We start from the raw sequence: 22719 nt of genomic DNA on the forward strand, positions 1-22719 counted from the left end.
CGCCGGGCCGTTCGCACCCACCGGTCAGTCGCGGGCGTTCCGCCGCAGGCTGGCCAGGTACGTCCGGCGGCCGGTCACCACGTCGCGCACCTTGTCCACCACGCCCACCGCCGGCTCGACGATCCGGTTCCACGGCGGGGCGGACGGGGTGCCGGGGTGCGGCCGGGTGGGCGCCGCCTCCTGGGCGATCTCCCACCGGTTGCCCAGCCGGATCAGCTCGGCGTCGGTGGCCACCTCGCGCAGCGGGGTGATCAGCGCGGAGACCGCCTCGGCGTGCCGGCGTACCCGGTCCACCACGTCGGCCAGCGCCGGGTCGTCCGGGCCGGTGAGCGCCTTCAGCGCGGTGAGCAGCGCGGCGTCCGCCTCCAGCTCCCGGTCCACCCGGTCGCCGGCCTCGGGCAGCGCGGCCCGGGCGGCCGGCAGCAGGTACTGCTCCTCGGCGGACAGGTGCCGGGACACCGCGGCGGTCAGCACCTCGACCACCTCGCGGCGCCGCTGCGGGGTGAGGCCGGGCTCGAGCACCTCGTCGACCAGGCCGAGCAGCTGCCGGTGCTCGGTGTCGGCGAGGTCGGCCATGCTGCGGCCGCCGGGTCGCCACGCGTCGTCCGCCGCGGGCGGCAGCGGGGGCAGGGGGACGGTCATGGTGCCCTCCTCGACGAGGCGGTGCGCGACGGGGGCCGGTACGACAGGCGTGCCGGGTCGGCGCCGAGGTACCCGTACCGGATGATCGGGAAACCCGGCGCGGATCCGCCGCCTCCCCGCGGCCCCGGCCGGCTGGTAGAAAGGTGCGGTGACTGCCGACGCCGCCCGCCCACCGGATCCCACCGACGAGGTCGTCGACCTCTGCCGCGAGCTGCTGCGGATCGACACCACCAACACCGGCGACAACGCGACCAGCGTCGGCGAACGCGCCGCCGCCGAGTACGTCGCGCAGCGGCTGGCCGAGGTCGGCGTCGAGGCCGAGCTGCACGAGTCCGCGCCCGGCCGGGCCAACCTGGTCGCCCGGATCCCGGGCGCCGACCCGGGGCGGGACGCGCTGCTGGTGCACGGCCACCTGGACGTGGTGCCCGCCGACGCCGACGAGTGGTCGGTGCACCCGTTCTCCGGCGAGATCCGCGACGGTTACCTGTGGGGCCGGGGCGCGATCGACATGAAGGACTTCGACGCGATGGTGCTCGCCGTGGTGCGGCACTGGCGGCGCACCGGGGTCCGGCCGCCGCGGGACATCGTGCTGGCGTTCACCGCCGACGAGGAGGCGGGCAGCGACTACGGGGCGCGGTTCCTGGTGGAGCGGCACCCGGAGCTCTTCGAGGGTTGCACCGAGGCGGTCGGCGAGGTGGGTGGCTTCTCGTACTCGATCAACGACGCCACCCGGCTCTACCTGATCGAGACCGCCGAGAAGGGGATCGACTGGCTGCGGCTGCACGCCAGGGGCCGGCCCGGGCACGGCTCGTTCATCCACGACGACAACGCGGTCACCGCGCTGGCCGAGGCGGTCGCCCGGATCGGCCGGCACCGCTTCCCGGTCACCGTCACCGACACCGTACGGGCCTTCCTGACCGAGGTCTCCGAGGTGCTCGGCGTGGAGCTGGACCCGGACGACCCGGAGACCGCGATCGCCAAGCTCGGCCCGATCGCGAACATCATCGGCGCGACCATCCGCAGCACCGCCAACCCGACCCGGCTGGCCGCCGGCTACAAGGACAACGTCATCCCCGGCCGGGCCACCGCCACCATCGACTGCCGCAGCCTGCCCGGCCAGTCGCAGATGCTGGAGCAGCAGCTGCGCGACCTGGTCGGCCCGGACATCGACATCGAGTACGTCCAGCGCCAGCCGGCCCTGGAGACCACCTTCGACGGTGACCTGGTGGCGGCGATGGGCGCGGCGCTGCGGGCCGAGGACCCGGGGGCCCGGCCGGTGCCGTACATGCTCTCCGGCGGCACCGACGCCAAGGCGTTCTCGCAGCTGGGCATCCGCTGCTTCGGGTTCGCCCCGCTGCGGCTGCCGGCCGACCTGAACTTCTCCGCCCTGTTCCACGGCATCGACGAGCGGGTGCCGGTGGACGGACTACAGTTCGGCGTGCGGGTCCTCGACCGGTTCCTCCGTAGCTGCTGACCGCGGTTCCGCAACCCTCCCCCCACTGTCGAAGGGAACCAACCGATGACCGACCAGCACGGCGAGCTGGACGCCGCCCTGGAGCGCGTGATCGACGCCGCCCGCGCCCACCTCACGGCGGTCCGCGCCGCCCAGGGCCGGATCGACGACGACGACGTCTGGCAGGCGTACGTGGCTTTGAACAACGCCTCCTTCGCCTACGACGAGCAGCTGCTGGACGCGTTCGGCGAGGTCACGCCGTGGGACGTGGAGTCGATCGACCCGGACGAGGCGGACGAGCGCTTCGGCGGCGGGGCCGACGGCGCCGAGGCGACCGATCCGCACCCGCGGGTCATCTCGGTGCGGCAGCGCCGCGACTACCGGGTGCCGAGCGTGTCGGCGCTGATCCGGGTGGCCGACGCCGCCCGCCGCGAGGGCACCCCGGAGGAGGACGAGGCGGCCCCGGTCGAGGGCGTCGGCGAGGCGGTGCTGGAGCTGCTGCAGAGCGGCGACGGCTCGCTGAGCGCGCTGGACGTGCCGGAGCTGGAGCCGCTGGACGGCGTGGTGATGGTCAGTGAGGTCGGCACCCCGGTCGACCTGGAGGCCTTCGACGACGACGACCCGGTGGGCCCGTTCACCCCGGCCGTCGACGACCGGCTGGTCGGCCGGCTCGACGAGCACCCGTTCCTGGACGAGGACGACCACGACCACGCCGGCCACCAGCACTGAGCCCGCGTCAGCACTGAGCCCGCGTCGCCCCGGCCCCGGACCGCACGGTCCGGGGCCGGGGCGCGGGCGGGCCGGTCCGCCCGCCCGAGGTCAGTACGACAGGCCCGGCTGCGGCTGGTTGACCCGACGGCGGCGCAGCACCACCTTGCGCGTGCCGTCCCGGAACAGCTGCACCCGGGCCAGTTCCCAGCCGGAGAATTCCGCCTGGATCGCCAGCTGCGCCGCGGCGGTCAACCGGTCGACGTTCGGCGGCAACCTCAGCGGCGCGTATTCGTAGTCCATGGCACCTATGCTGCCCAGCCCGGCCGGGCCGCGCCACCCTTGTCCGGGTGACCCGTGCCGCGTGTCGCCCCGGCGATCCGGTCGGACGGGACGAACCGCTCAGCCGTCCCGCTCCGGGTAGCCGACCGGCACGGCCGAGACGTCGTCCAGCGCCGTGGTGATCTCCTCCGGCAGGGTCATCCGCTCCACCTGCAGCGCGCCCAGCAGCTGGCCGACCGTGCGGGCGCCCAGGATCGGCGCGGTGACCCCGGGCCGGTCCCGGATCCAGGCCAGCGCCACCTCCACCGGCGACACGCCCAGCCCGCCCGCGGCGATGGTCACCGCCTCGACGATGCTGGAGCAGCGCGGCTCCAGGTAGGTGGCGACGAACCGCTCGAAGTGCGCGGACGCGGCCCGCGAGTCCGCCGGCCGACCGTTGCGGTACTTCCCGGTCAGCACCCCCCGCCCCAGCGGCGACCAGGGCAGCACTCCCAGCCCCAGCGCCGCGCAGGCCGGCAGCACCTCCCGCTCCACCCCGCGCTCCAGCAGCGAGTACTCCACCTGGGCGGCGACCACCGGGGCGCGCCCCGGCCAGGCGGCCTGCCAGGCGGCGGCCCGGGCGGTCTGCCAGCCGGCGAAGTTGGACACCCCGACGTACCGGACCCGCCCGCTGGTCACCGCGTGGTCCAATGCGGACAGCGTCTCCTCCAGCGGGGTGTCCTCGTCGTACCCGTGCACCTGCCACAGGTCGACGTGGTCGGTGCCGAGCCGGCGCAGCGAGGCGTCCAGGGTACGCAGCAGGTGCCCCCGGGAGCCGTCCCGGCGCCGGCCGGTGCCCGGCCGCAGGCCCGCCTTGGTGGCGATCAGCAGCTCGTCCCGGGGGACCAGGGCGCCCAGCAGCGAGCCGAGCACCGACTCGGCGTCGCCGTCGCCGAACACGTCCGCGGTGTCGACCAGGTTGCCGCCGGCGTCGAGGAAGCTCTTCAGCTGGGCGGCCGCGTCGTCGGAGTCGGTGTCCCGGCCCCACGTCATGGTGCCGAGCGCGAGCCGGGAAACCGCCAGCCCGCTTCGGCCGAGCGGTCGCTGTTGCATGGGTGAACCTTATTTCGATCCCGGCGTCACCGATATCCTCGCTCCCGCCATCTTCCCCCGTCGCGTCGCCGACAGACCGCCCGGTGCCCGCCGGCGGCGGTGGTGAGCCGGTGATCGGCACCGGGCACGGCATTGCGTAACCTGATGCGACCTGTGGTGCGGGATGGGGGAGGATCAGTGCGACTCGGGCTCAGCCTCGGTTACCAGACGGCGTGGAGCACACCGGCCGACCACCTGGCGCTTGCCCAGGAGGCGGACCGGCTCGGCTACTCGGTGGTGTGGGCGGCGGAGGCCTACGGCTCCGACTCGCCCAGCATGCTGGCCTGGATGGCCGGCCAGACGGCTCGGATCGACGTGGGCAGCGCGGTGATGCAGATCCCCGCCCGGACCCCGGCGACGACCGCGATGACCGCGGCCACCATCGACGCGCTCTCCGGCGGCCGGTTCCGGCTGGGCCTGGGCGTCTCCGGGCCGCAGGTGTCGGAGGGCTGGCACGGCGTACGGTTCGCCAAGCCGCTCGCCCGCACCCGCGAGTTCGTGGACATCGTCAAGCTGGCGGTCGCCCGCAAGGAGGTCGCGTACGACGGCGAGCACTACACCCTGCCGCTGCCCGACGGCCCCGGCAAGGCGCTGCGGCTGGGCTTCCACCCGCCTCGCGAGCACATCCCGATCTACCTCGCCGCGGTCGGCCCGAAGAACCTGGAGCTGGCCGGCGAGATCGCCGACGGCTGGCTGGCCGTCTTCTACGCCCCCGAGTTCGCCGACGAGCAGCTCGCCTCCGTACGCGCCGGCCGGGCGAAGGTTGGCAAGGAGCTGGCCGGCTTCGACGTGGTCCCCGCGGTGCCGGTGGTGGTCGGCGACGACGTCGCCAGCTGCGCCGAGCTGGTCCGCTGGTACGCGGCCCTCTACGTCGGCGGAATGGGCAGCCGGCAGCAGAACTTCTACAACCAGCTCGCCACCCGGATGGGCTACGGCGACGCCGCCCGCGAGGTGCAGGACCTCTACCTGGCCAAGCGGCAGCGCGACGCCGCCGCCGCGGTGCCGATGGAGTTCATCGACCGCACCTCGCTGCTCGGCCCCAAGGAGCGCATCGCCGAGCGGATGCGGGAGTACGCGGCGGCCGGGGTGACCACCCTGTCGGTCACCCTCTTCGTCGCCGACCGGGACAGCGGCGTGGCCACCCTGCGCACCGTCGCCGAGGCGCTGGAGCTGTCCGGAGTCGGCGAGTGACCTGGGTAGAGGCCATCGTCCTGGGCATCGTCCAAGGGCTGACGGAGTTCCTGCCGGTCAGCTCGTCCGGCCACCTGCGGATCACCTCGGCGATCTTCTTCGGCCGGGACGCGGGCGCCTCCTTCACCGCGGTCACCCAGCTGGGCACCGAGACGGCGGTGCTGATCTACTTCGCCAAGGACATCTGGCGGATCACCCGCACCTGGCTGCTGGGCATCCGGGACCACTCGGTGCGCGCCAGCCTCGACTACCGGATGGGCTGGTACGTCATCGTCGGCACCATCCCGATCGGTGCGTTCGGCTACCTGTTCAAGGACCAGATCAAGACCGCCGGCCGGAACCTGTGGGTGGTCGCCACCACCCTGATCGTGTTCGCCTTCGTGCTGGCCTTCGCCGAGTACTGGGGCCGGCAGACCCGCACCCTGGAGAACTTCCGGATGCGCGACGGCGTGGTGATGGGCTTCGCCCAGGCGATGGCGCTGGTGCCGGGCGTCTCCCGCTCCGGCGGCACGCTGACCGCCGGCCTGCTGCTCAACCTGACCCGGGAGACCGCCGCCCGCTACTCGTTCCTGCTGGCCATCCCCGCCGTGGTGCTGTCCGGGGTGTTCAGCCTCGGGGACGTCTTCGAGCCGTCCGCGCCCGGCACGGCCGCCCCGTCCGGGCCGCAGCTGGTGGTGGCGACGCTGATCGCGTTCGCCATCGGCTACGCGGCCATCGCCTGGCTGCTGCGCTACGTCGCGCACCACAGCCTGTACGTCTTCGTGCTCTACCGGGTGGCGGTCGGCACCCTGGTGCTGGCGCTGCTGCTCACCGGCACGATCAGCGCCACCTGAGCGGCGTTCCCACGGCGGCCCCCGACACCATCGGTGCCGGGGGCCGCCGCGTGAGCGGGCGCGCCTAGGGTGGTGTCGTGGCGACCCTTCTGCTTCTGCGACACGGCCGGACGACCGCGAACGCCGCCGGCGGCCTGGCCGGCCGCCAGCCGGTCGAGCTGGACGACACCGGCCGGGCCCAGGCGGCCGCCGTCGGCGAGCGGCTGCGCGGCCTACCGCTCGCGGCGGTGGTGAGCAGCCCGCTGATCCGCTGCCGGCAGACCCTGGAGCTGGCCCTGCCCGGTACCGAGCCGGTGCTGGAGGACGGCCTGATCGAGTGCGGGTACGGCGGCTGGGAGGGCCAGCCGCTGAAGAAGCTGGCCAAGGAGCCGCTCTGGCCGGTGGTGCAGCAGCACCCGAGCGCCGCGGTCTTCCCCGAGGGGGAGTCGATGGCCGGGATGGCGGCCCGGGCGGTCGCCGCGGTGCGCGCCTGGGACGCCCGGGTGACCGCCGAGCACGGGCCGGAGGCGGTCTGGCTGGCCTGCAGCCACGGCGATGTGATCAAGGCCATCGTGGCGGACGCGCTCGGCGTACACCTGGATCTGTTCCAGCGGATCGTCGCGGACCCGGCCTCGGTGACCGCGATCCGTTACACGCCGTTGCGGCCGTTCCTGGTCCGGCTCAACGACACCGGCGGTGACCTGGGCGGTCTGGTCCCGCCGCGGCCGAAGCGACGCCGGCGGGCCAGCCGGCCGGCCGAGTCGGACGCCGCCGTGGGCGGTGGTGCCGGGGCGGCCGGATGACCGGCGTCGGTGCGGGGGCCGCCGGAAGCGCCGCGTTCGCCCTCGGCGGAACCACCCTCGGTGCGGTGCGCGACCCCTCCACGGGCCGGATAGGGTCGTGGGTATGACCCACCAGGTGCACGCCTTCGAGCCGCCGGAGCGGTTCGTCGCCGGGACCGTCGGGCCGCCGGGGGAGCGCACGTTCTTCCTGCAGGCCCGCGGCGGCGGCCGGCTGGTCAGCGTCGCGCTGGAGAAGGTGCAGGTGTCCCTGCTCGCCGAGAAGCTCGAGGAGCTGCTCACCGAGGCGGCCCGCCGGTTCGGCGTCGACCTGCCGGAGGCTCCGGCCGCCGTCGGCGACAACGAGCCGCTGGACACCCCGGTCGACGAGGAGTTCCGGGTCGGGACGCTCGGGCTGGCCTTCGACGTCGACAGCGCGACCGTGGTGATCGAGGCGATCGCCGCCGGCGAGGCCGAGGTTGAGGTCGACCTCGACGACGAACCGGACGACGAGGACGACGACGAGCCGGACGAGGACCTCGACCGGCTCCGGGTGCGGCTCACCCCGGAGGCGACCCGCGAGTTCATCGAGCGGGCCAAGCGGGTGGTCAACGCGGGCCGCCCGCCGTGCCCGCTCTGCGGCCAGCCCCTCGACCCGGCCGGTCACCTCTGCCCCCGGCACAACGGTTACCACCGGTGACCTCGTCGGAGCTGCGGCGCCAGGACGGCAGCGCGGCGCTCCGGCTGCTGCGCGACGGTGAGCTGACCCTGGAGGGTCGGCTGGTGGACGCCTCCAACACCACCCTGCGCGGCATCCTCACCCTCGACGACCAGACCGCCCGGTGCGTCTACAAGCCGGTCCGGGGCGAGCGGCCGCTGTGGGACTTCCCGGACGGCACCCTGGCCGGCCGGGAGGTCTCCGCCTACCTGGTCTCCCGGGCCACCGGCTGGGATCTGGTCCCGCCGACGGTGCTGCGGGACGGCCCGCTCGGCCCCGGCTCCTGCCAGCTCTGGATCGACGAGCCGGAGGACGCCGAGCCGCTGGTGGGTTTCGTGCCGGCCGAGTCGGTGCCGCCCCGCTGGTTCCCGGTCGCCGCGGCCCGCGACGAGGACGGCGCCGCGTACGCCCTGGCGCACGCGGACGACCCCCGGCTGGCCCGGTTGGCCGTCCTGGACGCGGTGATCAACAACGCCGACCGCAAGGGCGGCCACGTCCTGGTCGGCCCGGACGACCGGCTCTACGGGGTGGACCACGGGGTCTGCTTCCACGTGGAGGAGAAGCTGCGCACCGTGCTGTGGGGCTGGGCCGGCCGCCAGCTGCCGCCGGACGCGCTGGAGATGCTCGACGCGCTGGCCGGCCGGGTCGCCGGCGAGCTGGGCGAGGAGCTGGCCGAGCACCTGACGATCGGCGAGGTGGCCGAGCTGGCCGCCCGGGTCGACCGCCTGCGCGAGAGCGGCCGGTTCCCGCTGCCCCCGGAGGACTGGCCGGCGATGCCCTGGCCGCCCATGTGAGCCGTTGTCGCGTTGATCACCCGAGGGGCGCCGCCCGGGCGTCCGAACGCTGGTTAGGCTGGCGGTCATGGAGTCTTGGGCGGGACACGATGTGCCACGGCTGCCGGGTGACGGTCAGCCCCTGAGGTTGTACGACTCGGCGCGGCGCTCGGCCCACCCGAGCCGCCCGGACGGCGCCGGCACCATGTACGTCTGCGGCATCACCCCGTACGACGCCACCCACCTCGGCCACGCCGCCACCATGATCACGTTCGACCTGGTGCAGCGGATGTGGCGGGACGCGGGCGTGCCGGTGCGCTACGTGCAGAACGTCACCGACATCGACGACCCGCTGCTGGAGCGCGCCGCCCGCGACGGGGAGGACTGGAAGGTCCTCGCCATGCGGGAGACCGCGCTGTTCCGGGAGGACATGGAGGCGCTGCGGATCATTCCGCCGGCGCACTACGTCGGCGCGGTGGAGTCGATCCCGGACATCGCCGAGAAGGTCCTGCTGCTGCTCAAGGACGGCGCCGCGTACCGGCTGGACGACGGCACCGGCGACGTCTACTTCGACGTGAGCGCCGCGCCGGAGTTCGGGTACGAGTCGAACCTGACCCGGGAGCAGATGCTGGAGATCTTCCCGGAGCGCGGCGGCGACCCGGACCGCGCCGGCAAGCGCGACCCGCTCGACCCGCTGCTGTGGCGGGGCGCCCGCGAGGGTGAGCCGTCCTGGCCGGGCGGCGACCTGGGCCCCGGCCGCCCGGGCTGGCACATCGAGTGCGCGGTGATCGCGCTGAACCTGCTCGGCGACACGATCGACGTGCAGGGCGGCGGCAACGACCTGCTCTTCCCGCACCACGAGTGCTCCGCGGCGCACGCCGAGCGGCTCACCGGCCGGGCGCCGTTCGCCGGCCACTATGTGCACGCCGGCATGATCGGCCTGGACGGCGAGAAGATGTCGAAGTCCCGGGGCAACCTGGTCTTCGTCTCCCGGCTGCGGGCCGACCGGGTCGACCCGATGGCCGTCCGGCTGGCGCTGATCTCCGGCCACTACCGCGCCGACCGCACCTGGACCGACGACCTGCTCGCGGTCGCCGGCGAGCGGCTGGACCGCTGGCGCCGGGCCGCCGCCGCGCCCGCCGGGCCGTCCGGCGCCGACCTGCTGGCCGGCGTACGCGCCGCACTCGCCGACGACCTGGACACCCCGGGTGCCATCGCGGTGGCCGACGCGTGGGCGGACGCCACCCTCGCCGGAGCCACCGACGACCCCACCGCCCCGCCCCTGTTCGCCGACACCGTCGACGCCCTCCTCGGCATCCGCCTCTGACGGCGCGGCAGCGGCCTGAACGGGCCCCTGCCCGACCCGTCACCGCTCCGCGTCACGTCGGGCTGCCCCGCGTCGCGCAAGATCGTGCTCGATCCAGGAAACAGTGGCCTCCCTGTTCGAGGGAGACCACTGTTTCCTGGTTGTAGTGGCCTCCGCCGCCAACCTCGCGGCGCGGGTGGCAGGTGCGGGCGACGTCAGCCGAGGACCAGGCCGGGGTCGGGGTCGGGGGTGTGGGCGGGGGCGGGGATGCGGTACTCCTCGGTGAGCGTGGTCATCGGGCCGGGCCAGGTGGCCTGGGCGACCTCGATCGGCTTGCGCTGGGCGTCGTACGCGACGTGCAGCAGGTGCAGCACCGGGGTGTCCGGCCGGATCTGCAGCGTCTCGGCCTCCTCCCGGCTGGGCTGGCGGGCGCTGATCGTGTCGGTGGCCGAGACGTACCGCCGGCCGGTGGCCTCCTCGGCCTCCTGGTAGAGCGGCCGGCCGAACGCCTCGGCCCGCTCCAGCGAGGTGCCGGCGGTGTCGGCGGGCAGGAACCAGGAGGCGCCCACCTCGACCGGTGAGTCGTCGGTGCGTACCAGGTGCCGGCGGCAGAGCAGGTCGGTGCCGTCGGCCACGCCGAACGCGTCGGCCACCTCGGGCGGGGCGGGGGAGCGGCCGACGGAGACCAGCTGCTGCCGGTACCGCGCGGCCAGGTCGGTGTGGTATCCGCGGAAGCCGCCGTACCGCCCCCGGGAGAGCCGGTTGAGCCGCCGCCGGGTGCCCCGGACGTACGTACCGGAGCCGGGTTTGGTGATCAGGATGCCCTCGACCCGCAGCTGGTCGACGGCGCGCTGCACGGTCTGCTTGGCGACGCCGAACATCTCGGCGATGGCCGGGATGGACGGCAGCCGCTCGCCGGGCCCCCAGTCGCCGCGGCGCACCTGCGCCTTGAGCTGCGCGGCGATCTGCCGGTGCGGGAACTCGGCGGCCCCCGGGTTGATCTGCACACCCGCCTCCTCAGAACAGCTAGGTTCCTAGGATGCCCTAGCGGGTGTGACGGCGCCACCCCGGACACGCGAAAAGGGCCCCCGAGCGTCGGAACGCTCGGGGGCCCTGAGGTCTCGGTCTACCAGGAGCCGGCGGTCGGGCCGGCCGAGCCGCCGCGCCGGCGCAGGTACTTCTCGAACTCCTGAGCGATCTCGTCACCGGTCAACGGGGTGATCCCCGCGTCGCCGACCCGTTCCTCCAGCTCGCGCACGTACTCGCCGAGCTCGGCGTCCTGCTCGGCGGCGCTGCGCACCCGCTGCTCCCACTCGGCGGCCTCCTCGGCCAGGTCGGCCATCGGCACCGGCAGGTCGAGCACCTCCTCGACCCGGTGCAGCAGGGCCAGGGTGGCCTTCGGGCAGGGCGGGTTGTTCGCGTAGTGCGGCACGTGCACCCAGAATGAGACGGCGTCCACCTCGGCCCGGCTGCAGGCGTCATGCAGCACCCCGACGATGCCGGTCGGCCCGTCGTAGCGGGTCGGGGTGAGCTGGTAACGCTGGGCGGCCTCGGCGTCCGAGGCGCTGCCGCTGATCGGCAACGGCCGGGTGTACGGCACGTCGGCCAGCAGCGCGCCGAGCAGCACCACCCGTTCCACCTCGAGGCTGTGGCAGATCTCCAGCACCTGCTCGCAGAAGGTGCGCCAGCGCATGCTCGGCTCGATGCCGCGGATCAGCACCACGTCCCGTTCGGTGCCCTCGGGGCTGGCCACCATGAACTTCGTGGTGGGCCACTCCACCCGGCGGGTCTCGCCGTCGGCCATGGTGATCGTCGGCCGGCTCACCTGGAAGTCATAGAACTCCTCCGGGTCCAGCTCGGTGATCGGCCGCGCCTCCCAGACCTGCTCCAGGTGCTCCACGGCGGCGGTGGAGGCGTCCGCGGCGTCGTTCCAGCCCTCGAAGGCGGCGATCGCCACCGGGGACCGCAGCACCGGCAGCCCGTCGAACTCGGTCACGCCGTCACCTCGCCCTGCTCGTCCGGGACGGCGCCGGGCCCCCGCCCGATCGTCCGCCCGCCGGGCACGGTGGCGTCCCTGTTGTCCTTCACGTCCGCCAGCCTACGGGTCGGGGCGGGGCGCGGCCCGTCGGCCGCGCCGGTCCGCCCCACCCCGGGCCCGGCAAAAACCATCAAATCGGGTACGCGGTGGCGGCAGACAGAATGTGGAACCCGCGGCAGGTCGTTACCGTCGCGGGGATCTCGGCACTAACCTGGGTCTCGTGTCGAATTCGTTGCTGAACGCGCTGGCTGACCGGATCCTCATCGCCGACGGGGCGATGGGCACCATGTTGCACGCGGCGGACCTGACCCTCGACGACTTCGAGGGGCTGGAGGGCTGCAACGAGATCCTGAACGTGACCCGCCCGGACGTGGTGCGCGGCGTGCACGAGGCGTACCTCGCCGCGGGAGCGGACTGCGTCGAGACCAACACCTTCGGCGCCAACCTGCCCAACCTCGCCGAGTACGGCATCCAGGGGCGGATCCGGGAGCTGTCCGAGGCGGGCGCCCGGCTGGCCCGGGAGGCCGCCGACGCGGCGAGCACCCCGCAGCGCCCCCGCTTCGTGCTCGGTTCGATGGGGCCGGGCACCAAGCTGCCCACCCTGGGCCACGCCCCGTACGCGTCGCTGCGGGACGCGTACCAGGAGAACGCGGCCGGCCTGATCGCCGGCGGCGCGGACGGCCTGATCATCGAGACGTCCCAGGACCTGCTCCAGGTCAAGGCCGCTGTGGTCGGCTCGAAGCGGGCGATGGCCGAGCTGGGCCAGCGGGTGGCGATCATCTGTCAGGTCGCCATGGAGACCACCGGCACCATGCTGGTGGGCAGCGAGATCGGCGCGGCGCTGGCCGCGATCGAACCGCTCGGGGTCGACCTGGTCGGGCTGAACTGCTCGACCGGCCCGGCCGAGATGGGCGAGCACCTGCGCTACCTGTCCCGGCACGCCCGGGTGCCGCTGTCGGTGATGCCGAACGCCGGGCTGCCGGTGCTCACCGCCGACGGCGCGTACTTCCCGCTGGGGCCGGAGGAGATGGCCGACGCCCTGGAGCGGTTCGTCGCCGACTACGGCGTCTCCCTGGTCGGCGGCTGCTGCGGCACCACGCCGGAGCACATCCGGGTGCTGGTCGAGCGGCTGCACGGGGCGACCCCGGTGGCCCGCGACCCGCGGCCCGAGCCGGGCGTGTCGTCGATCTACCACCCGGTGCCGTTCGCCCAGGACGCCAGCGTGCTGATGGTGGGGGAGCGGACCAACGCGAACGGCTCCAAGGCGTTCCGCGACGCGATGCTCGCCGCGGACTTCCAGGCCTGTGTGGACATCGCCCGCGGCCAGGCCCGGGACGGCTCGCACCTGCTGGACCTCTGCGTCGACTACGTCGGCCGGGACGGCACCCGGGACATGCGCGAGCTGGCCGGCCGGTTCGCCACCGCCTCCACGCTGCCGATCATGCTGGACTCCACCGAGCCGGCGGTGGTCGAGGCGGGCCTGGAGATGCTCGGCGGCCGGTGCGTGGTCAACTCGGTGAACTTCGAGGACGGCGACGGCCCGGAGTCCCGCTACGCCCGGGTGATGCCGGTGGTGAAGGAGCACGGCGCCGCGGTGGTGGCGCTGCTGATCGACGAGGAGGGCCAGGCCCGGACCCAGGAGTGGAAGGTCCGGGTGGCCGGCCGGCTGATCGAGGACCTGACCACCCGGTGGGGGCTGCGCCGCGGCGACATCCTGATCGACGCGCTGACCTTCCCGATCGCCACCGGCCAGGAGGAGACCCGGCGGGACGGCATCGAGACCATCGAGGCGATCCGGGAGATCGCCGCCCGCTGGCCGGGGGTGAACTTCACCCTGGGCATCTCGAACGTCTCGTTCGGCCTCAACCCGGCCGCCCGGCAGGTGCTCAACTCGGTGTTCCTGCACGAGTGCGTGCGGGCCGGGCTCACCTCGGCCATCGTGCACGCCAGCAAGATCCTGCCGATGTCGAAGATCCCCGACGAGCAGCGGGAGATCGCGCTCGACCTGATCTACGACCGCCGGCGCGAGGGGTACGACCCGGTGCAGCGGTTCATCGAGGTCTTCGAGGGCGTCGACGCCGCCTCGGCGCGGGCCACCCGGGCGGAGGAGCTGGCCGGGCTGCCGCTGGACGAGCGGCTCAAGCGGCGGATCATCGACGGCGAGCGCAACGGCCTGGAGGCCGACCTGGACGCCGCGATGGCCGCCGGCACCGCCCCGCTGCTGATCATCAACGACATCCTGCTGGACGGGATGAAGGTGGTCGGCGAGCTGTTCGGCTCCGGCCAGATGCAGCTGCCGTTCGTGCTCCAGTCCGCCGAGGTGATGAAGACCGCGGTGGCGTACCTGGAGCCGCACATGGAGAAGGCCGACGACGGCGGCAAGGGCCGGATCGTGCTGGCCACCGTCAAGGGCGACGTGCACGACATCGGCAAGAACCTGGTCGACATCATCCTGTCCAACAACGGCTACGAGGTCGTCAACATCGGCATCAAGCAGCCGATCAACGCGATCCTGGAGGCCGCCGAGCAGCACCGCGCCGACGCGATCGGGATGTCCGGCCTGCTGGTCAAGAGCACCGTCATCATGAAGGAGAACCTGGCCGAGATGGCCACCCGCGGGGTCGCCGAGCGCTGGCCGGTGCTGCTCGGCGGGGCGGCGCTGACCCGCGCGTACGTCGAGGACGACCTGCGCTCGACCTTCCCCGGCCAGGTGCACTACGCCCGGGACGCGTTCGAGGGACTCTCCCTGATGGACCGGGTGATGGCCGCCAAGCGCGGCGGCGCCCCGGTCGTCGACCCGGAGCGCGAGGCCGCGCTGGCCGCCCGGCGCGCGCGGCGGGAGAAGCAACGCACCACCGTACGGGAGGCGCTGCCCGAGCTGGACGACGCGTCGGTCCGCTCGGACGTGGCGCTCGACGTGGCGGTGCCGACGCCGCCGTTCTTCGGCACCCGGGTGGTCAAGGGGGTGCCGCTGGCCGACTACTCGGCGCTGCTGGACGAGCGGGCCACCTTCCTCGGTCAGTGGGGGCTGCGCGGCTCCCGCGGCGGCCAGGGCCCGTCGTACGAGGAGCTGGTGGAGACCGAGGGCCGGCCGCGGCTGCGCTACTGGCTGGACCGGCTCACCGCCGACCAGGTGCTCGAGGCCGCCGTGGTCTACGGCTACTTCCCGGCGTACGCCGAGGGCAACGACCTGGTGGTGCTGGACGAGAACGCCAACGCCGAGCGGGCCCGGTTCTCCTTCCCCCGGCAGCGGCAGGAGCGCCGGCTCTGCCTGGCCGACTTCTTCCGCCCGAAGGGCGACCAGCTGGACGTGGTGGCGCTGCAGCTGGTCACCGTGGGCCAGCCGATCAGCGACTACACGGCGAAGATGTTCGCCGCCAACGAGTACCGCGACTACCTGGAGGTACACGGCCTGTCCGTGCAGCTCACCGAGGCGCTGGCCGAGTACTGGCACCGGCGGATCCGCTCCGAGCTGGTGCTGCCCGGCGGCGGCACCGTCGCCGGGAACGACCCGGCGGACCTGGCGGGCCTGCTGCGCAACGACTACCGCGGCTGCCGGTACGCGTTCGGCTACCCGGCCTGCCCCGACCTGGAGGACCGGGCGAAGATCGTGAGCCTGCTGGGCGCGGAGCGGATCGGGGTGCAGCTGTCGGAGGAGTTCCAGCTGGTGCCGGAGCAGGCGACGGACGCGATCGTGGTCCACCACCCGGAGGCCAACTACTTCAACGCCAAGTGACCGTGGCAGGCGGTTCGACCTGCGGTGGAGCGCCTGCAACAGCCCCGATTTCTATGATCACGCCGTCTCCATGGAATTCGTACTCGAGCCGGTCCCGTGTGAGTTCGTCGCTGGCGGCGGCGAGCGAGCCGTCGGCGTACCGCTTGAAGGTGATGCGGCGGGCGTACGGGTCGACGTATGTGCCCTTGAGGATGTCGGCTTGGGCGCTGGCGAGGAACGCTTGCACTTGCCGCTTCTTCTTGCCCCCCATGGAACTTACCTCGCGTCGGCAAGTCAGGCACTGAAGGTGTAGCACCGATGATCTTCAGACGCCGCAATGTTATCCGTTACGCTGATTTACAGTCCACAAAAGAGGGATAGCATCGGCGGAATGCAAGCACTTGATTCGACGGGCGAGTTTTGGCTCCCCGGGCCTCACGGCGTCAGGCAGTATGGCCGCCTCGTCTTTGACCCGGTTGACGGTACAACCTTAACCCTCGCGGACCCTTTGGTGGAACGCATGCCTAACGGGGAGGAGCAGGAAAAGGAAGGCGGCATGCGCCGCCGCATACTTGGCTACATCGACTACGGAAATCACCGCCAGCAAGTCACACTGATCGACAGCGTTCACACGAGCCGTAAATTGTATAGGCCTAATGTCATCCTCATAGGCGGCCACTTTGAGAGAGAGGAAGAAACCTTCTTTGAGTCCGTCATCGTTCGTCTGAGAGATGCGGCGCCATGGGTTAACAGAGAAGCAATTACGGTTGATCACGACTCTCCGGTAGACGGCGTTGATCGGGGTGACCTCGCATGGCGTCTAGATGTCCCTGAAGGAAGTAGTGCCAGATTCTCGCGGGGTAGAATTGTCTTGGATTTTCGCTGGTCCCGAGAAGACACAGAGCTTGAGGGAATCGCTGTCAAGTATTGGCCGGATTTTGCGATCGAGTACGAGCGGCAGGCTTCTTTAAGCGAGATTATCGAAGACGCGGGAAACCTGCAAAGCCTTTCGTCACTGTGCGTCGATCGCTCGGACGCGTTCATAAGCCTACGTGCCTACCACTCGGACCATCCCGAGACAAACATTAACGGGCTGCCCTTTGACGGTACGCGCCGTCCAATCGAGCTCAAGGCGCGTATGTACGAGCCAGGGCGACAGCTCAAGGCTAAGCGGCTAGAAGCCCACAGGGTTATCGTCCCCCTGGACGTCTTCGGTGGGGTTGAAGCGATTGCGACCTGGCTCGATCGCGTGCCTGGCATTGCGCCAATCGTTGGCTCGCTGCTGACTATGCGGGCGCAAAGTATTTACTCGGAGAATAGATTTCTCAACGTAGCTTCGGCAGCAGAAGGGCTGCATAGGGCTCTCGTTGGTCGAGGTAGATACATGCCGCAAGCCACTTTCGACAAGCTCAGGCGTGCAATGCGCGCACAGATGGTGCCGCCGGAGCATCACGAGTGGTTCACGAACGTAATGGCGCACGCGAACGACCTCGATCTTGACCGCCGACTGAACGACCTCATGGCTGAGCTGGGCGATCTTTCTCCCTTCCTTGTTGGCGAGGACACCATGCTGTGGACTAAGGCCGTTAAGAAAGCGAGGAACAACCTCACTCACCTTGACGAAAGTCGTCAGAGTTTCGACGGGTCAGACTTGTACTGGCTAGCGGAAAGCTTGTTCCAAGTAACCAGGCTTTGTCTGCTCACCCGTACCGGCCTAAGTGCGAACCGGCTCCCCGAGGTTGTGCGACACATATACGCCTGGAGCGATATCGAGCGGCTGGAAGGGGCGGTCCAACGCATTACAGGGCAGCCGGCGAGGACCTGACGACGATCAGCAAGCTGGTCGGTGTGCGTTGGTGGTGGGTGGGCCTGCACCTGTGGGAGGCCCTCAGCTGCTATCTGCGTGCCGGTCACTCAAGGTGTTCCCTGAACCCCGCACACATGGCCGCGATCGGCGTGCTGTCTTGCCGATCAGTTGGGGTCGCATGTCGCACATCAGCTGACGGAGGATAGTCTCCGAGGGTGGTGTGTCGGATCTCAGAACTGTTGTCCGCAGACGGTGAGGTTGCCCGAGGTGGGAACGATCCGGGTGGCCTCCACGGCCAAGCCGACGTCGTCACCGATTGTCACTGGTACGGCTGCGACGGTGGTCGAGCGCGCGGGCGGCGGAGGCGCTGGGACTGGCTTTCTGGGCGCCGGAATGGTGGTCGCTATCGCCGGGGGAGCCGCAGCGCGTCGGTTACAACCCGCTGACAGCGTCGGACACGAGGAAGCCCCGGTCCACCAATCGCGGCAGATTCCGGGGCTTCAAGAGTCTGGAGGACCATGCGTTAGCATGCTCCTTTGGCGTCCTGCGCACACCTCGTTGGTCCTCTGGACCCATGCGTAGAACACTCGTCAGCTGGCGTCGGCAGCGGCGGTCCCGGAAGGAAGCCATTCCAAGACGCGTGGGTCTGGTCCAGTAAACACGGACTTCTCTAGCGGTAGCGTCTCAAAGGCTTCCGATTCAACTAGGATAACGGTCATCGGCGGCGGATTTTCACTCAGGTCGCTGAAGCCGTGTATTCCCTTGCGGATCTCAGAACGAACAACATCATAGAGTTTGGGAGGGCTGTTTGTCGGAATGACGAAGAACACGACAGGGCGGAACCGCCCTCTAAAGCTTTGCCGAGCTGCGTAGCGTGCCTCTTGCGCCCACTCTAGCGACTGTCGAACTTTAGGACGCGCGACCGAAGTACCGTTTATCTGACTGACGTCGACGGCGAGGTTCGGCATATCGTCGGTGTCCGAGGTAACCATGAAGTCGGCTCGATCTACCCCTAGCCGCACATTGCGGACGACGTCGAGTTTCCCACCATAGACCCGTTCAAGATAGAGCACCGCTTCTTCTTGGGCACGGATGTAGTTGAGCATTCCCCGGATCTCGAGCGAACCAACGTTCCCGGCGACAATCTTGAGCGCAGAGATGTTCGTACGCGTGGTTGATGCGCGAGTTTCGGCATCCGGGCGCTCTTCATCCTCCGTCGATCGCCTGGGTGGGGGTACTTCCGTCCGGTCGTGCTCGTCGGAAGAGGGGGGATCGGCTGCCGACTCTTTGATGGCCGCCTCTGCGGCTTCTTCCTCGCCTTCCTTGTTGTCTCGAATTAACGCTCGGATCTCGTGGCGGGTTTTCTCATGCTCAAGCTTGATCTTCTCTAGTTCGGCCGACTCCCGGTCATTGAGCAGATCTTGGCGCCTCTTCCACATGGCAGCGCCGACAACAATAAGGACGATTCCAATCGCGAACAGGGCAATAGACACCGGGGGCCAGTAATTAATTATCCAGAGGGCTTGCTTCTGCTGGGCCTCTACCGCATCTCGGGCGTTCGGGCTGAGGTCTGCCAGCTGCTTCTCTGTAACCATCACGGTCTTCTGTGAGCGCAAAAGCAGAACCGGGAGAGCCACGGCCGCCGCCAGTGATAGGCCACCAACGCTCACAAGGAACTTGTGAAAGTCACTGAACTGCAGGCTGGGAAGCACGACTCACCGTACCGCAACCTCCTAATTGGCGAGGTGTCGGCTCGTGGCACAGCAAGAGATTGGGAGGTATCAGGACACCCGCTTGAGCCGGCCTGCCCTGCAGCCCGGCTAGAGGCGCCACGGGACATCGCCAACTACACCTCGCAGTACAAACCTTGGAGTAACGCCGATCGCCAGCAAACTGCCTCCGGCGAGGCACTCGGGCACTCCGGGATGCTGGTGCCGTCCCGACAGCCTCCGTCCGGGCGGAGCCGAGCAGACAGGGGATGCCCGGTCAAGGTCGTTCAGCCGCTGGGTGCTCCACCTGACCCGGCAGGCCCACCCCTCCGCGTTGTGCTGACGAAGGCCGACGGGATGGGTGTAGCCAGGCTATGGGCGATGGACGTCGAGCCAGTCGCCGCGAGATGGTCGCCCGGTACAGATCCAACGTCCGGCCCGACAACTGAGCCACTCCGTTCTGGACGCCCGGTGTGTGGGGGCTGTCAGGGCGGCCGTTGGGTCGGTAGCGTTGGCGTGACGGCGCACCGGTGGCCGACGGTGCAGCCCGCGCCGCGAGGAGGTCCGGGATGGATTACCTGCCGGAGTTGACGTTCGGGCAGCGGTTGAAGGTCTACCGCGAGCGGTCGGGCAAGACCCGGGCCGTGCTCGGTGGGCTGGTGGGCCGCAGCGCCGAGTGGGTCAAGGCGGTGGAGACCGACCGGATCCTGCCGCCGCGCATCCACATGCTGGACCGCATAGCCCGGGCGTTGAAGGTCGACGTGTCCGTGCTGGCCGGAGATCTGGGCGACCGCTCGGCGATGGTCAACGGGCCGGAGCATCCCGCGTTGGGATCCGTGCGCGAGGCGGTGAACCGCGTTGCGCTCCCCGGCGACGCTCCGGCCGAGCCGTTGGCGAGTCTGCGGGGGCGGCTGGCAGCGGCGTGGCGGGCCCGCCATCAGGCGTCGGATCACCGCACGGTGCTGGGCGGCCTGCTGCCGGGGCTGGTGCGGGACGTGCGGCACGCCGCCCTGGCGTACGAGGGTGACGAGCGTCGGCAGGCCCAGGCGCTGCTGGCGGAGACGCTCGGCCTGGCCCAGATGTTCCTCGCCTACCAACCTGCCGCCGAGTTGCTGTGGCGGGTCGCGGACCGGGCGATGGTGGCGGCGCAGGAGTCCGGTGATGCGGAGGCGCTGGCCGGTGCGGGGTGGTTCCTCTGCCAGGTGCACCGGGACGCCGGTGACTGGGACACTGCGATGGCGGTGACACTCGACGTCCTGTCGGCGGTGGAACCGCGAACCGCCGACGGGAGCACGAACCTGCTGGCGCTGTGGGGCGCGCTGAACTTCGAGGCCGCCTACACCGCCGCCCGCGCCGGTGAGGAGGGCCGGGCCTGGCGGTACTGGGACCGCGCGGACCGCGTGGCGCAACGCCTACCCGAGGGCTTCTACCAGCCGCAGACGTCGTTCTCCCGGGTCATCATGGGCGCCCACGCGGTGACGGTGGCGGTGGAGTTGCAGAAGTCCGGCGAGGCCGTGCGCCAGGCCCGCCGGCACGACGCGGCCGTGATCCCGTCGCGGCCGCGCCGGGCACGCCACCTGATCGAGGTGGCACGCGCGCATCACGGCAAGGGTGACAACGAGGCCGCCGTGGTCACCCTCCGGCAGGCGTACGAGTCGGCCCCGGAGACGATCCGCTTCAACGGGTACGCCCGCCGGATCACCCTGGAGCTGCTCGACGGTCCGCGGTCCATCCGGGACGACGCCCGTGATCTCGCCCTGAAGGTCGGGCTCGTCTCCTGAGTAACGGGTAGGAACCGTACCCGTACCGCCGCACGACCGACCGTAGCTTCGTGCTCACGGGATGCGGCGGGCGGTGCGGGTTTCGCCTGGTCGCCGCGTCCCCCTCAGCTTCGGGGGCAGAGTGCTGCCCTCGTGCCCGACGGGGGAGGGTACGTGCGGCGCGTCAGCTACGACGAATACCTGTCTGCCACCGCGCTGACGCTCGCCCGCCGGCATCGGCCGGTCTGGTGCTGGCGGCGGTGGCGGTGGGTCTGCCGGTGCGGCGTCGACCTGCCGTGCCGGGCCCGCCACCGGATCCCGATCAACCGGGGCCACTGGCCGCGGAGCGACGCCGAGTGAACGACGACCAGGAACAGGCGATCCTCGCGGTGCACGTGCCCGGGCTCGACGGGATGTGCGTCGGCTGTCGTGCCTGGTGGGCGCGGCTCACGCCGTACCCGTGCTGGCAGGTGGAGTGGGCGACCAGCCGGCATGCGCGGTCGCTGACGGCGGCGCTGCTGGGCGGCCGCGGATGACCACCCACGGCCCGGTCCCGCCGGTCTGGAGCTGCGGAGGCTGCGACCTGCCGTGGCCCTGCCCGACCCGGCGGCGCGAGCTGTCGGCGGAGTACGCGGGCGCCCCGGTGTCGCTGGCCCTGTACCTCGGCGCGCACCTCGTCCAGGCCACGCAGGACATGCCGTGGACACCGGCCGGTCTGTTGCACCGCCGCTTCCTCGGCTGGACCAGAGGCGTCGTCCGCCCACGCTGACGACCCTCCGCCTGGCCGGCCCGGAGGAGGGGCGGCGGCGCCACGAGGCTGCTCCGATCAGCGGCCGACCACCGGCAACGCCCTTGGCGAAGATGCGCGATGTGTTTTACATGCAGCCTCCCGGCTGCGTATCGTCAGAGGCAGCCAAACGGCTGCATATCCGAGCGGCGACGACCCCGGGGGTACGAGGGCAGGCATGGACGAGGTGTTCAAGGCGCTGGCCGATCCGAGCCGGCGCGCGCTGCTCGACTCGCTCAACGCCCGCAACGGGCAGACGCTGCGCGAGCTGTGCGCCGGGCTCGACATGGCCCGGCAGTCCGTCAGCAAGCACCTCGCCGTGTTGGAGGAGGCCGGGCTCGTCGCCACCGTGCGACGGGGCCGGGAGAAGCTGCACTACCTCAACGCCGCGCCCGTGCACGAGATCGCCCACCGGTGGATCAGCCGTTACGACCGGGCCAGGGTCGCAGCCCTGGCGGACCTGAAGATCGCTCTGGAGGAGACCTCGATGGACGCGCCGACCTTCGTCTACACCACCTACATCAAGACGACGCCGCAGAAGCTCTGGCAGGCGTTGACCGAGCCCGAGTTCACCCGCCGCTACTGGGCCACGACGTTCACCACGGACTGGGCCGTCGGCTCCCCGATGACCTGGGACAACCACGGCGTGGTCATCGAGGACAAGGAGCAGGTGGTGCTGGCGGCCGAGCCGTACAGCCGGCTCTCCTACGCCTGGCACGCCATCACCCCGGAGCTGGCCAAGCGCTTCGGCTGGGACGACGACATGCTCGCCCGGCTCTCCGGTGAGGCCCGGTCGAAGGTCACCTTCACGATCGAGGAGACCGGTGCGCAGGTCGTCAAGCTCACCGTCGTGCACGACGACTTCGAGCCGGGGTCGAGCCTGGCCGACATGGTCCAGCATGGCTGGCCGAACGTGGTGGCGAGCCTGAAGTCCCTGCTGGAGACCGGGGAGCCGCTGCCCGAGGACGGATGATTTCGGCAGCAGCTCCCGGCCCGGGTGGTGGCGCACGGCGCACGCACCCGGGCCGGCCGGCGTGCTCACCGCCGCTTCCTCGGCCGGCCGTAGGGGTCGACGGAGCCGCGCCGGTGGTCCACTTCGCGGAAACTT

At 71.1% G+C, this 22719-nt stretch carries 21 protein-coding genes; 14 read left to right on the plus strand and 7 right to left on the minus strand.

Annotation, left to right across the window (positions count from 1 at the left end):
- Positions 1-24: 24 nt before the first annotated feature.
- The gene (locus ACFY3U_RS12815) at positions 25-642 is read right to left on the minus strand and encodes a hemerythrin domain-containing protein (protein ID WP_387199552.1); all 618 of its coding nucleotides are present in this window, start codon (positions 640-642) and stop codon (positions 25-27) included.
- A 148-nt stretch (positions 643-790) separates the two neighbouring features.
- Between ACFY3U_RS12815 and ACFY3U_RS12820 the strand changes: the two genes are divergently transcribed.
- Positions 791-2116: a M20/M25/M40 family metallo-hydrolase gene (locus ACFY3U_RS12820; protein ID WP_387199555.1), complete on the plus strand. Its 1326-nt coding sequence runs from the start codon at positions 791-793 to the stop codon at positions 2114-2116.
- 45 nt (positions 2117-2161) lie between these two features.
- Positions 2162-2824: a hypothetical protein gene (locus ACFY3U_RS12825; protein WP_387199558.1), complete on the plus strand. Its 663-nt coding sequence runs from the start codon at positions 2162-2164 to the stop codon at positions 2822-2824.
- A gap of 90 nt (positions 2825-2914) precedes the next feature.
- On the opposite strand, the gene ACFY3U_RS12830 is transcribed toward ACFY3U_RS12825, so the two are convergent.
- Positions 2915-3106, minus strand: coding sequence for a DUF5703 family protein (locus tag ACFY3U_RS12830; protein ID WP_088646215.1), 192 nt, complete (start codon positions 3104-3106; stop codon positions 2915-2917).
- Positions 3107-3205: 99 nt separating this feature from the next.
- A complete protein-coding gene (locus ACFY3U_RS12835) occupies positions 3206-4177 on the minus strand; it encodes an aldo/keto reductase (protein ID WP_387199562.1) in 972 nt (323 codons plus the stop codon).
- Between the two features lie 177 nt (positions 4178-4354).
- Here ACFY3U_RS12835 and ACFY3U_RS12840 point away from each other — a divergent pair, with 177 nt between their 5' ends.
- The 6 genes from ACFY3U_RS12840 to mshC all read left to right on the plus strand — a co-directional run bounded on the left by ACFY3U_RS12840 (position 4355) and on the right by mshC (position 9816).
- Complete coding sequence (locus tag ACFY3U_RS12840; RefSeq protein WP_387199565.1) at positions 4355-5407, plus strand: LLM class F420-dependent oxidoreductase; 1053 nt, start codon at positions 4355-4357, stop codon at positions 5405-5407.
- The gene (locus ACFY3U_RS12845; protein WP_387199568.1) at positions 5404-6240 is read left to right on the plus strand and encodes an undecaprenyl-diphosphate phosphatase; all 837 of its coding nucleotides are present in this window, start codon (positions 5404-5406) and stop codon (positions 6238-6240) included. The genes ACFY3U_RS12840 and ACFY3U_RS12845 overlap by 4 nt, the downstream gene beginning before the upstream one ends.
- Before the next feature lie 77 nt (positions 6241-6317).
- On the plus strand, positions 6318-7022 hold the full coding sequence (locus ACFY3U_RS12850; protein ID WP_387199571.1) for a histidine phosphatase family protein: 705 nt from the start codon (positions 6318-6320) through the stop codon (positions 7020-7022).
- Positions 7023-7125: 103 nt separating this feature from the next.
- Positions 7126-7698 carry a DUF3090 domain-containing protein gene (locus ACFY3U_RS12855; RefSeq protein WP_387199575.1) on the plus strand — a complete coding sequence of 191 codons (573 nt, stop codon included), beginning with the start codon at positions 7126-7128 and terminating at the stop codon, positions 7696-7698.
- Positions 7695-8510, plus strand: coding sequence for an SCO1664 family protein (locus tag ACFY3U_RS12860; protein WP_387199578.1), 816 nt, complete (start codon positions 7695-7697; stop codon positions 8508-8510). Before ACFY3U_RS12855 ends, ACFY3U_RS12860 begins: the two co-directional genes overlap by 4 nt.
- 67 nt (positions 8511-8577) lie before the next feature.
- Positions 8578-9816 (plus strand): cysteine--1-D-myo-inosityl 2-amino-2-deoxy-alpha-D-glucopyranoside ligase, encoded by a 1239-nt coding sequence (gene mshC, locus ACFY3U_RS12865; protein ID WP_387199581.1) that lies wholly within the window; start codon positions 8578-8580, stop codon positions 9814-9816.
- A 194-nt stretch (positions 9817-10010) separates the two neighbouring features.
- Here mshC and ACFY3U_RS12870 read toward each other — a convergent pair whose 3' ends face one another.
- Together ACFY3U_RS12870 and ACFY3U_RS12875 are read right to left on the minus strand one after the other, a co-directional pair.
- The gene (locus ACFY3U_RS12870) at positions 10011-10802 is read right to left on the minus strand and encodes a GntR family transcriptional regulator (protein WP_387199584.1); all 792 of its coding nucleotides are present in this window, start codon (positions 10800-10802) and stop codon (positions 10011-10013) included.
- 119 nt (positions 10803-10921) lie between these two features.
- Positions 10922-11791, minus strand: coding sequence for a PAC2 family protein (locus ACFY3U_RS12875; protein WP_387199587.1), 870 nt, complete (start codon positions 11789-11791; stop codon positions 10922-10924).
- Between the two features lie 274 nt (positions 11792-12065).
- Here ACFY3U_RS12875 and metH point away from each other — a divergent pair, with 274 nt between their 5' ends.
- Complete coding sequence (gene metH / locus ACFY3U_RS12880; RefSeq protein ID WP_387199946.1) at positions 12066-15569, plus strand: methionine synthase; 3504 nt, start codon at positions 12066-12068, stop codon at positions 15567-15569.
- On the opposite strand, the gene ACFY3U_RS12885 is transcribed toward metH, so the two are convergent.
- Positions 15556-15819: a hypothetical protein gene (locus ACFY3U_RS12885; RefSeq protein WP_387199590.1), complete on the minus strand. Its 264-nt coding sequence runs from the start codon at positions 15817-15819 to the stop codon at positions 15556-15558. The genes metH and ACFY3U_RS12885 overlap by 14 nt on opposite strands.
- A gap of 120 nt (positions 15820-15939) precedes the next feature.
- Between ACFY3U_RS12885 and ACFY3U_RS12890 the strand changes: the two genes are divergently transcribed.
- The gene (locus tag ACFY3U_RS12890; RefSeq protein ID WP_387199592.1) at positions 15940-17373 is read left to right on the plus strand and encodes a HEPN domain-containing protein; all 1434 of its coding nucleotides are present in this window, start codon (positions 15940-15942) and stop codon (positions 17371-17373) included.
- Positions 17374-17945: 572 nt separating this feature from the next.
- Here ACFY3U_RS12890 and ACFY3U_RS12895 read toward each other — a convergent pair.
- On the minus strand, positions 17946-19067 hold the full coding sequence (locus tag ACFY3U_RS12895; RefSeq protein WP_387199595.1) for a hypothetical protein: 1122 nt from the start codon (positions 19065-19067) through the stop codon (positions 17946-17948).
- Between the two features lie 566 nt (positions 19068-19633).
- On the opposite strand from ACFY3U_RS12895, the gene ACFY3U_RS12900 reads away from it, so the two are divergent.
- From ACFY3U_RS12900 to ACFY3U_RS12915, 4 genes are all read left to right on the plus strand, one after another.
- Positions 19634-20845: a helix-turn-helix domain-containing protein gene (locus ACFY3U_RS12900; RefSeq protein WP_387199597.1), complete on the plus strand. Its 1212-nt coding sequence runs from the start codon at positions 19634-19636 to the stop codon at positions 20843-20845.
- Between the two features lie 176 nt (positions 20846-21021).
- The gene (locus ACFY3U_RS12905) at positions 21022-21360 is read left to right on the plus strand and encodes a hypothetical protein (RefSeq protein ID WP_387199949.1); all 339 of its coding nucleotides are present in this window, start codon (positions 21022-21024) and stop codon (positions 21358-21360) included.
- Entirely contained in the window at positions 21357-21593 is a 237-nt protein-coding gene (locus tag ACFY3U_RS12910; protein WP_387199600.1) for a hypothetical protein, read from the plus strand. Before ACFY3U_RS12905 ends, ACFY3U_RS12910 begins: the two co-directional genes overlap by 4 nt.
- 196 nt (positions 21594-21789) lie before the next feature.
- Positions 21790-22584 carry an ArsR/SmtB family transcription factor gene (locus tag ACFY3U_RS12915; protein WP_387199603.1) on the plus strand — a complete coding sequence of 265 codons (795 nt, stop codon included), beginning with the start codon at positions 21790-21792 and terminating at the stop codon, positions 22582-22584.
- Positions 22585-22719: the final 135 nt, after the last annotated feature.

It is taken from the genome of Micromonospora sp. NPDC000089, from assembly GCF_042899365.1.
Classification (GTDB): domain Bacteria; phylum Actinomycetota; class Actinomycetes; order Mycobacteriales; family Micromonosporaceae; genus Micromonospora.

What these genes read in the sequence shown, in the direction of transcription:
- ACFY3U_RS12855 (WP_387199575.1), top strand. Translation starts at nt 7,126, where the DNA reads ATGACCCACCAGGTGCACGCCTTCGAGCCGCCGGAGCGGTTCGTCGCC.
- mshC (WP_387199581.1), top strand. Translation starts at nt 8,578, where the DNA reads ATGGAGTCTTGGGCGGGACACGATGTGCCACGGCTGCCGGGTGACGGT.
- ACFY3U_RS12825 (WP_387199558.1), top strand. Translation starts at nt 2,162, where the DNA reads ATGACCGACCAGCACGGCGAGCTGGACGCCGCCCTGGAGCGCGTGATC.
- ACFY3U_RS12830 (WP_088646215.1), bottom strand. Translation starts at nt 3,106, where the DNA reads ATGGACTACGAATACGCGCCGCTGAGGTTGCCGCCGAACGTCGACCGG.
- ACFY3U_RS12885 (WP_387199590.1), bottom strand. Translation starts at nt 15,819, where the DNA reads ATGGGGGGCAAGAAGAAGCGGCAAGTGCAAGCGTTCCTCGCCAGCGCC.
- ACFY3U_RS12910 (WP_387199600.1), top strand. Translation starts at nt 21,357, where the DNA reads ATGACCACCCACGGCCCGGTCCCGCCGGTCTGGAGCTGCGGAGGCTGC.
- ACFY3U_RS12900 (WP_387199597.1), top strand. Translation starts at nt 19,634, where the DNA reads ATGGATTACCTGCCGGAGTTGACGTTCGGGCAGCGGTTGAAGGTCTAC.
- ACFY3U_RS12815 (WP_387199552.1), bottom strand. Translation starts at nt 642, where the DNA reads ATGACCGTCCCCCTGCCCCCGCTGCCGCCCGCGGCGGACGACGCGTGG.
- ACFY3U_RS12915 (WP_387199603.1), top strand. Translation starts at nt 21,790, where the DNA reads ATGGACGAGGTGTTCAAGGCGCTGGCCGATCCGAGCCGGCGCGCGCTG.
- ACFY3U_RS12835 (WP_387199562.1), bottom strand. Translation starts at nt 4,177, where the DNA reads ATGCAACAGCGACCGCTCGGCCGAAGCGGGCTGGCGGTTTCCCGGCTC.
- ACFY3U_RS12890 (WP_387199592.1), top strand. Translation starts at nt 15,940, where the DNA reads ATGCAAGCACTTGATTCGACGGGCGAGTTTTGGCTCCCCGGGCCTCAC.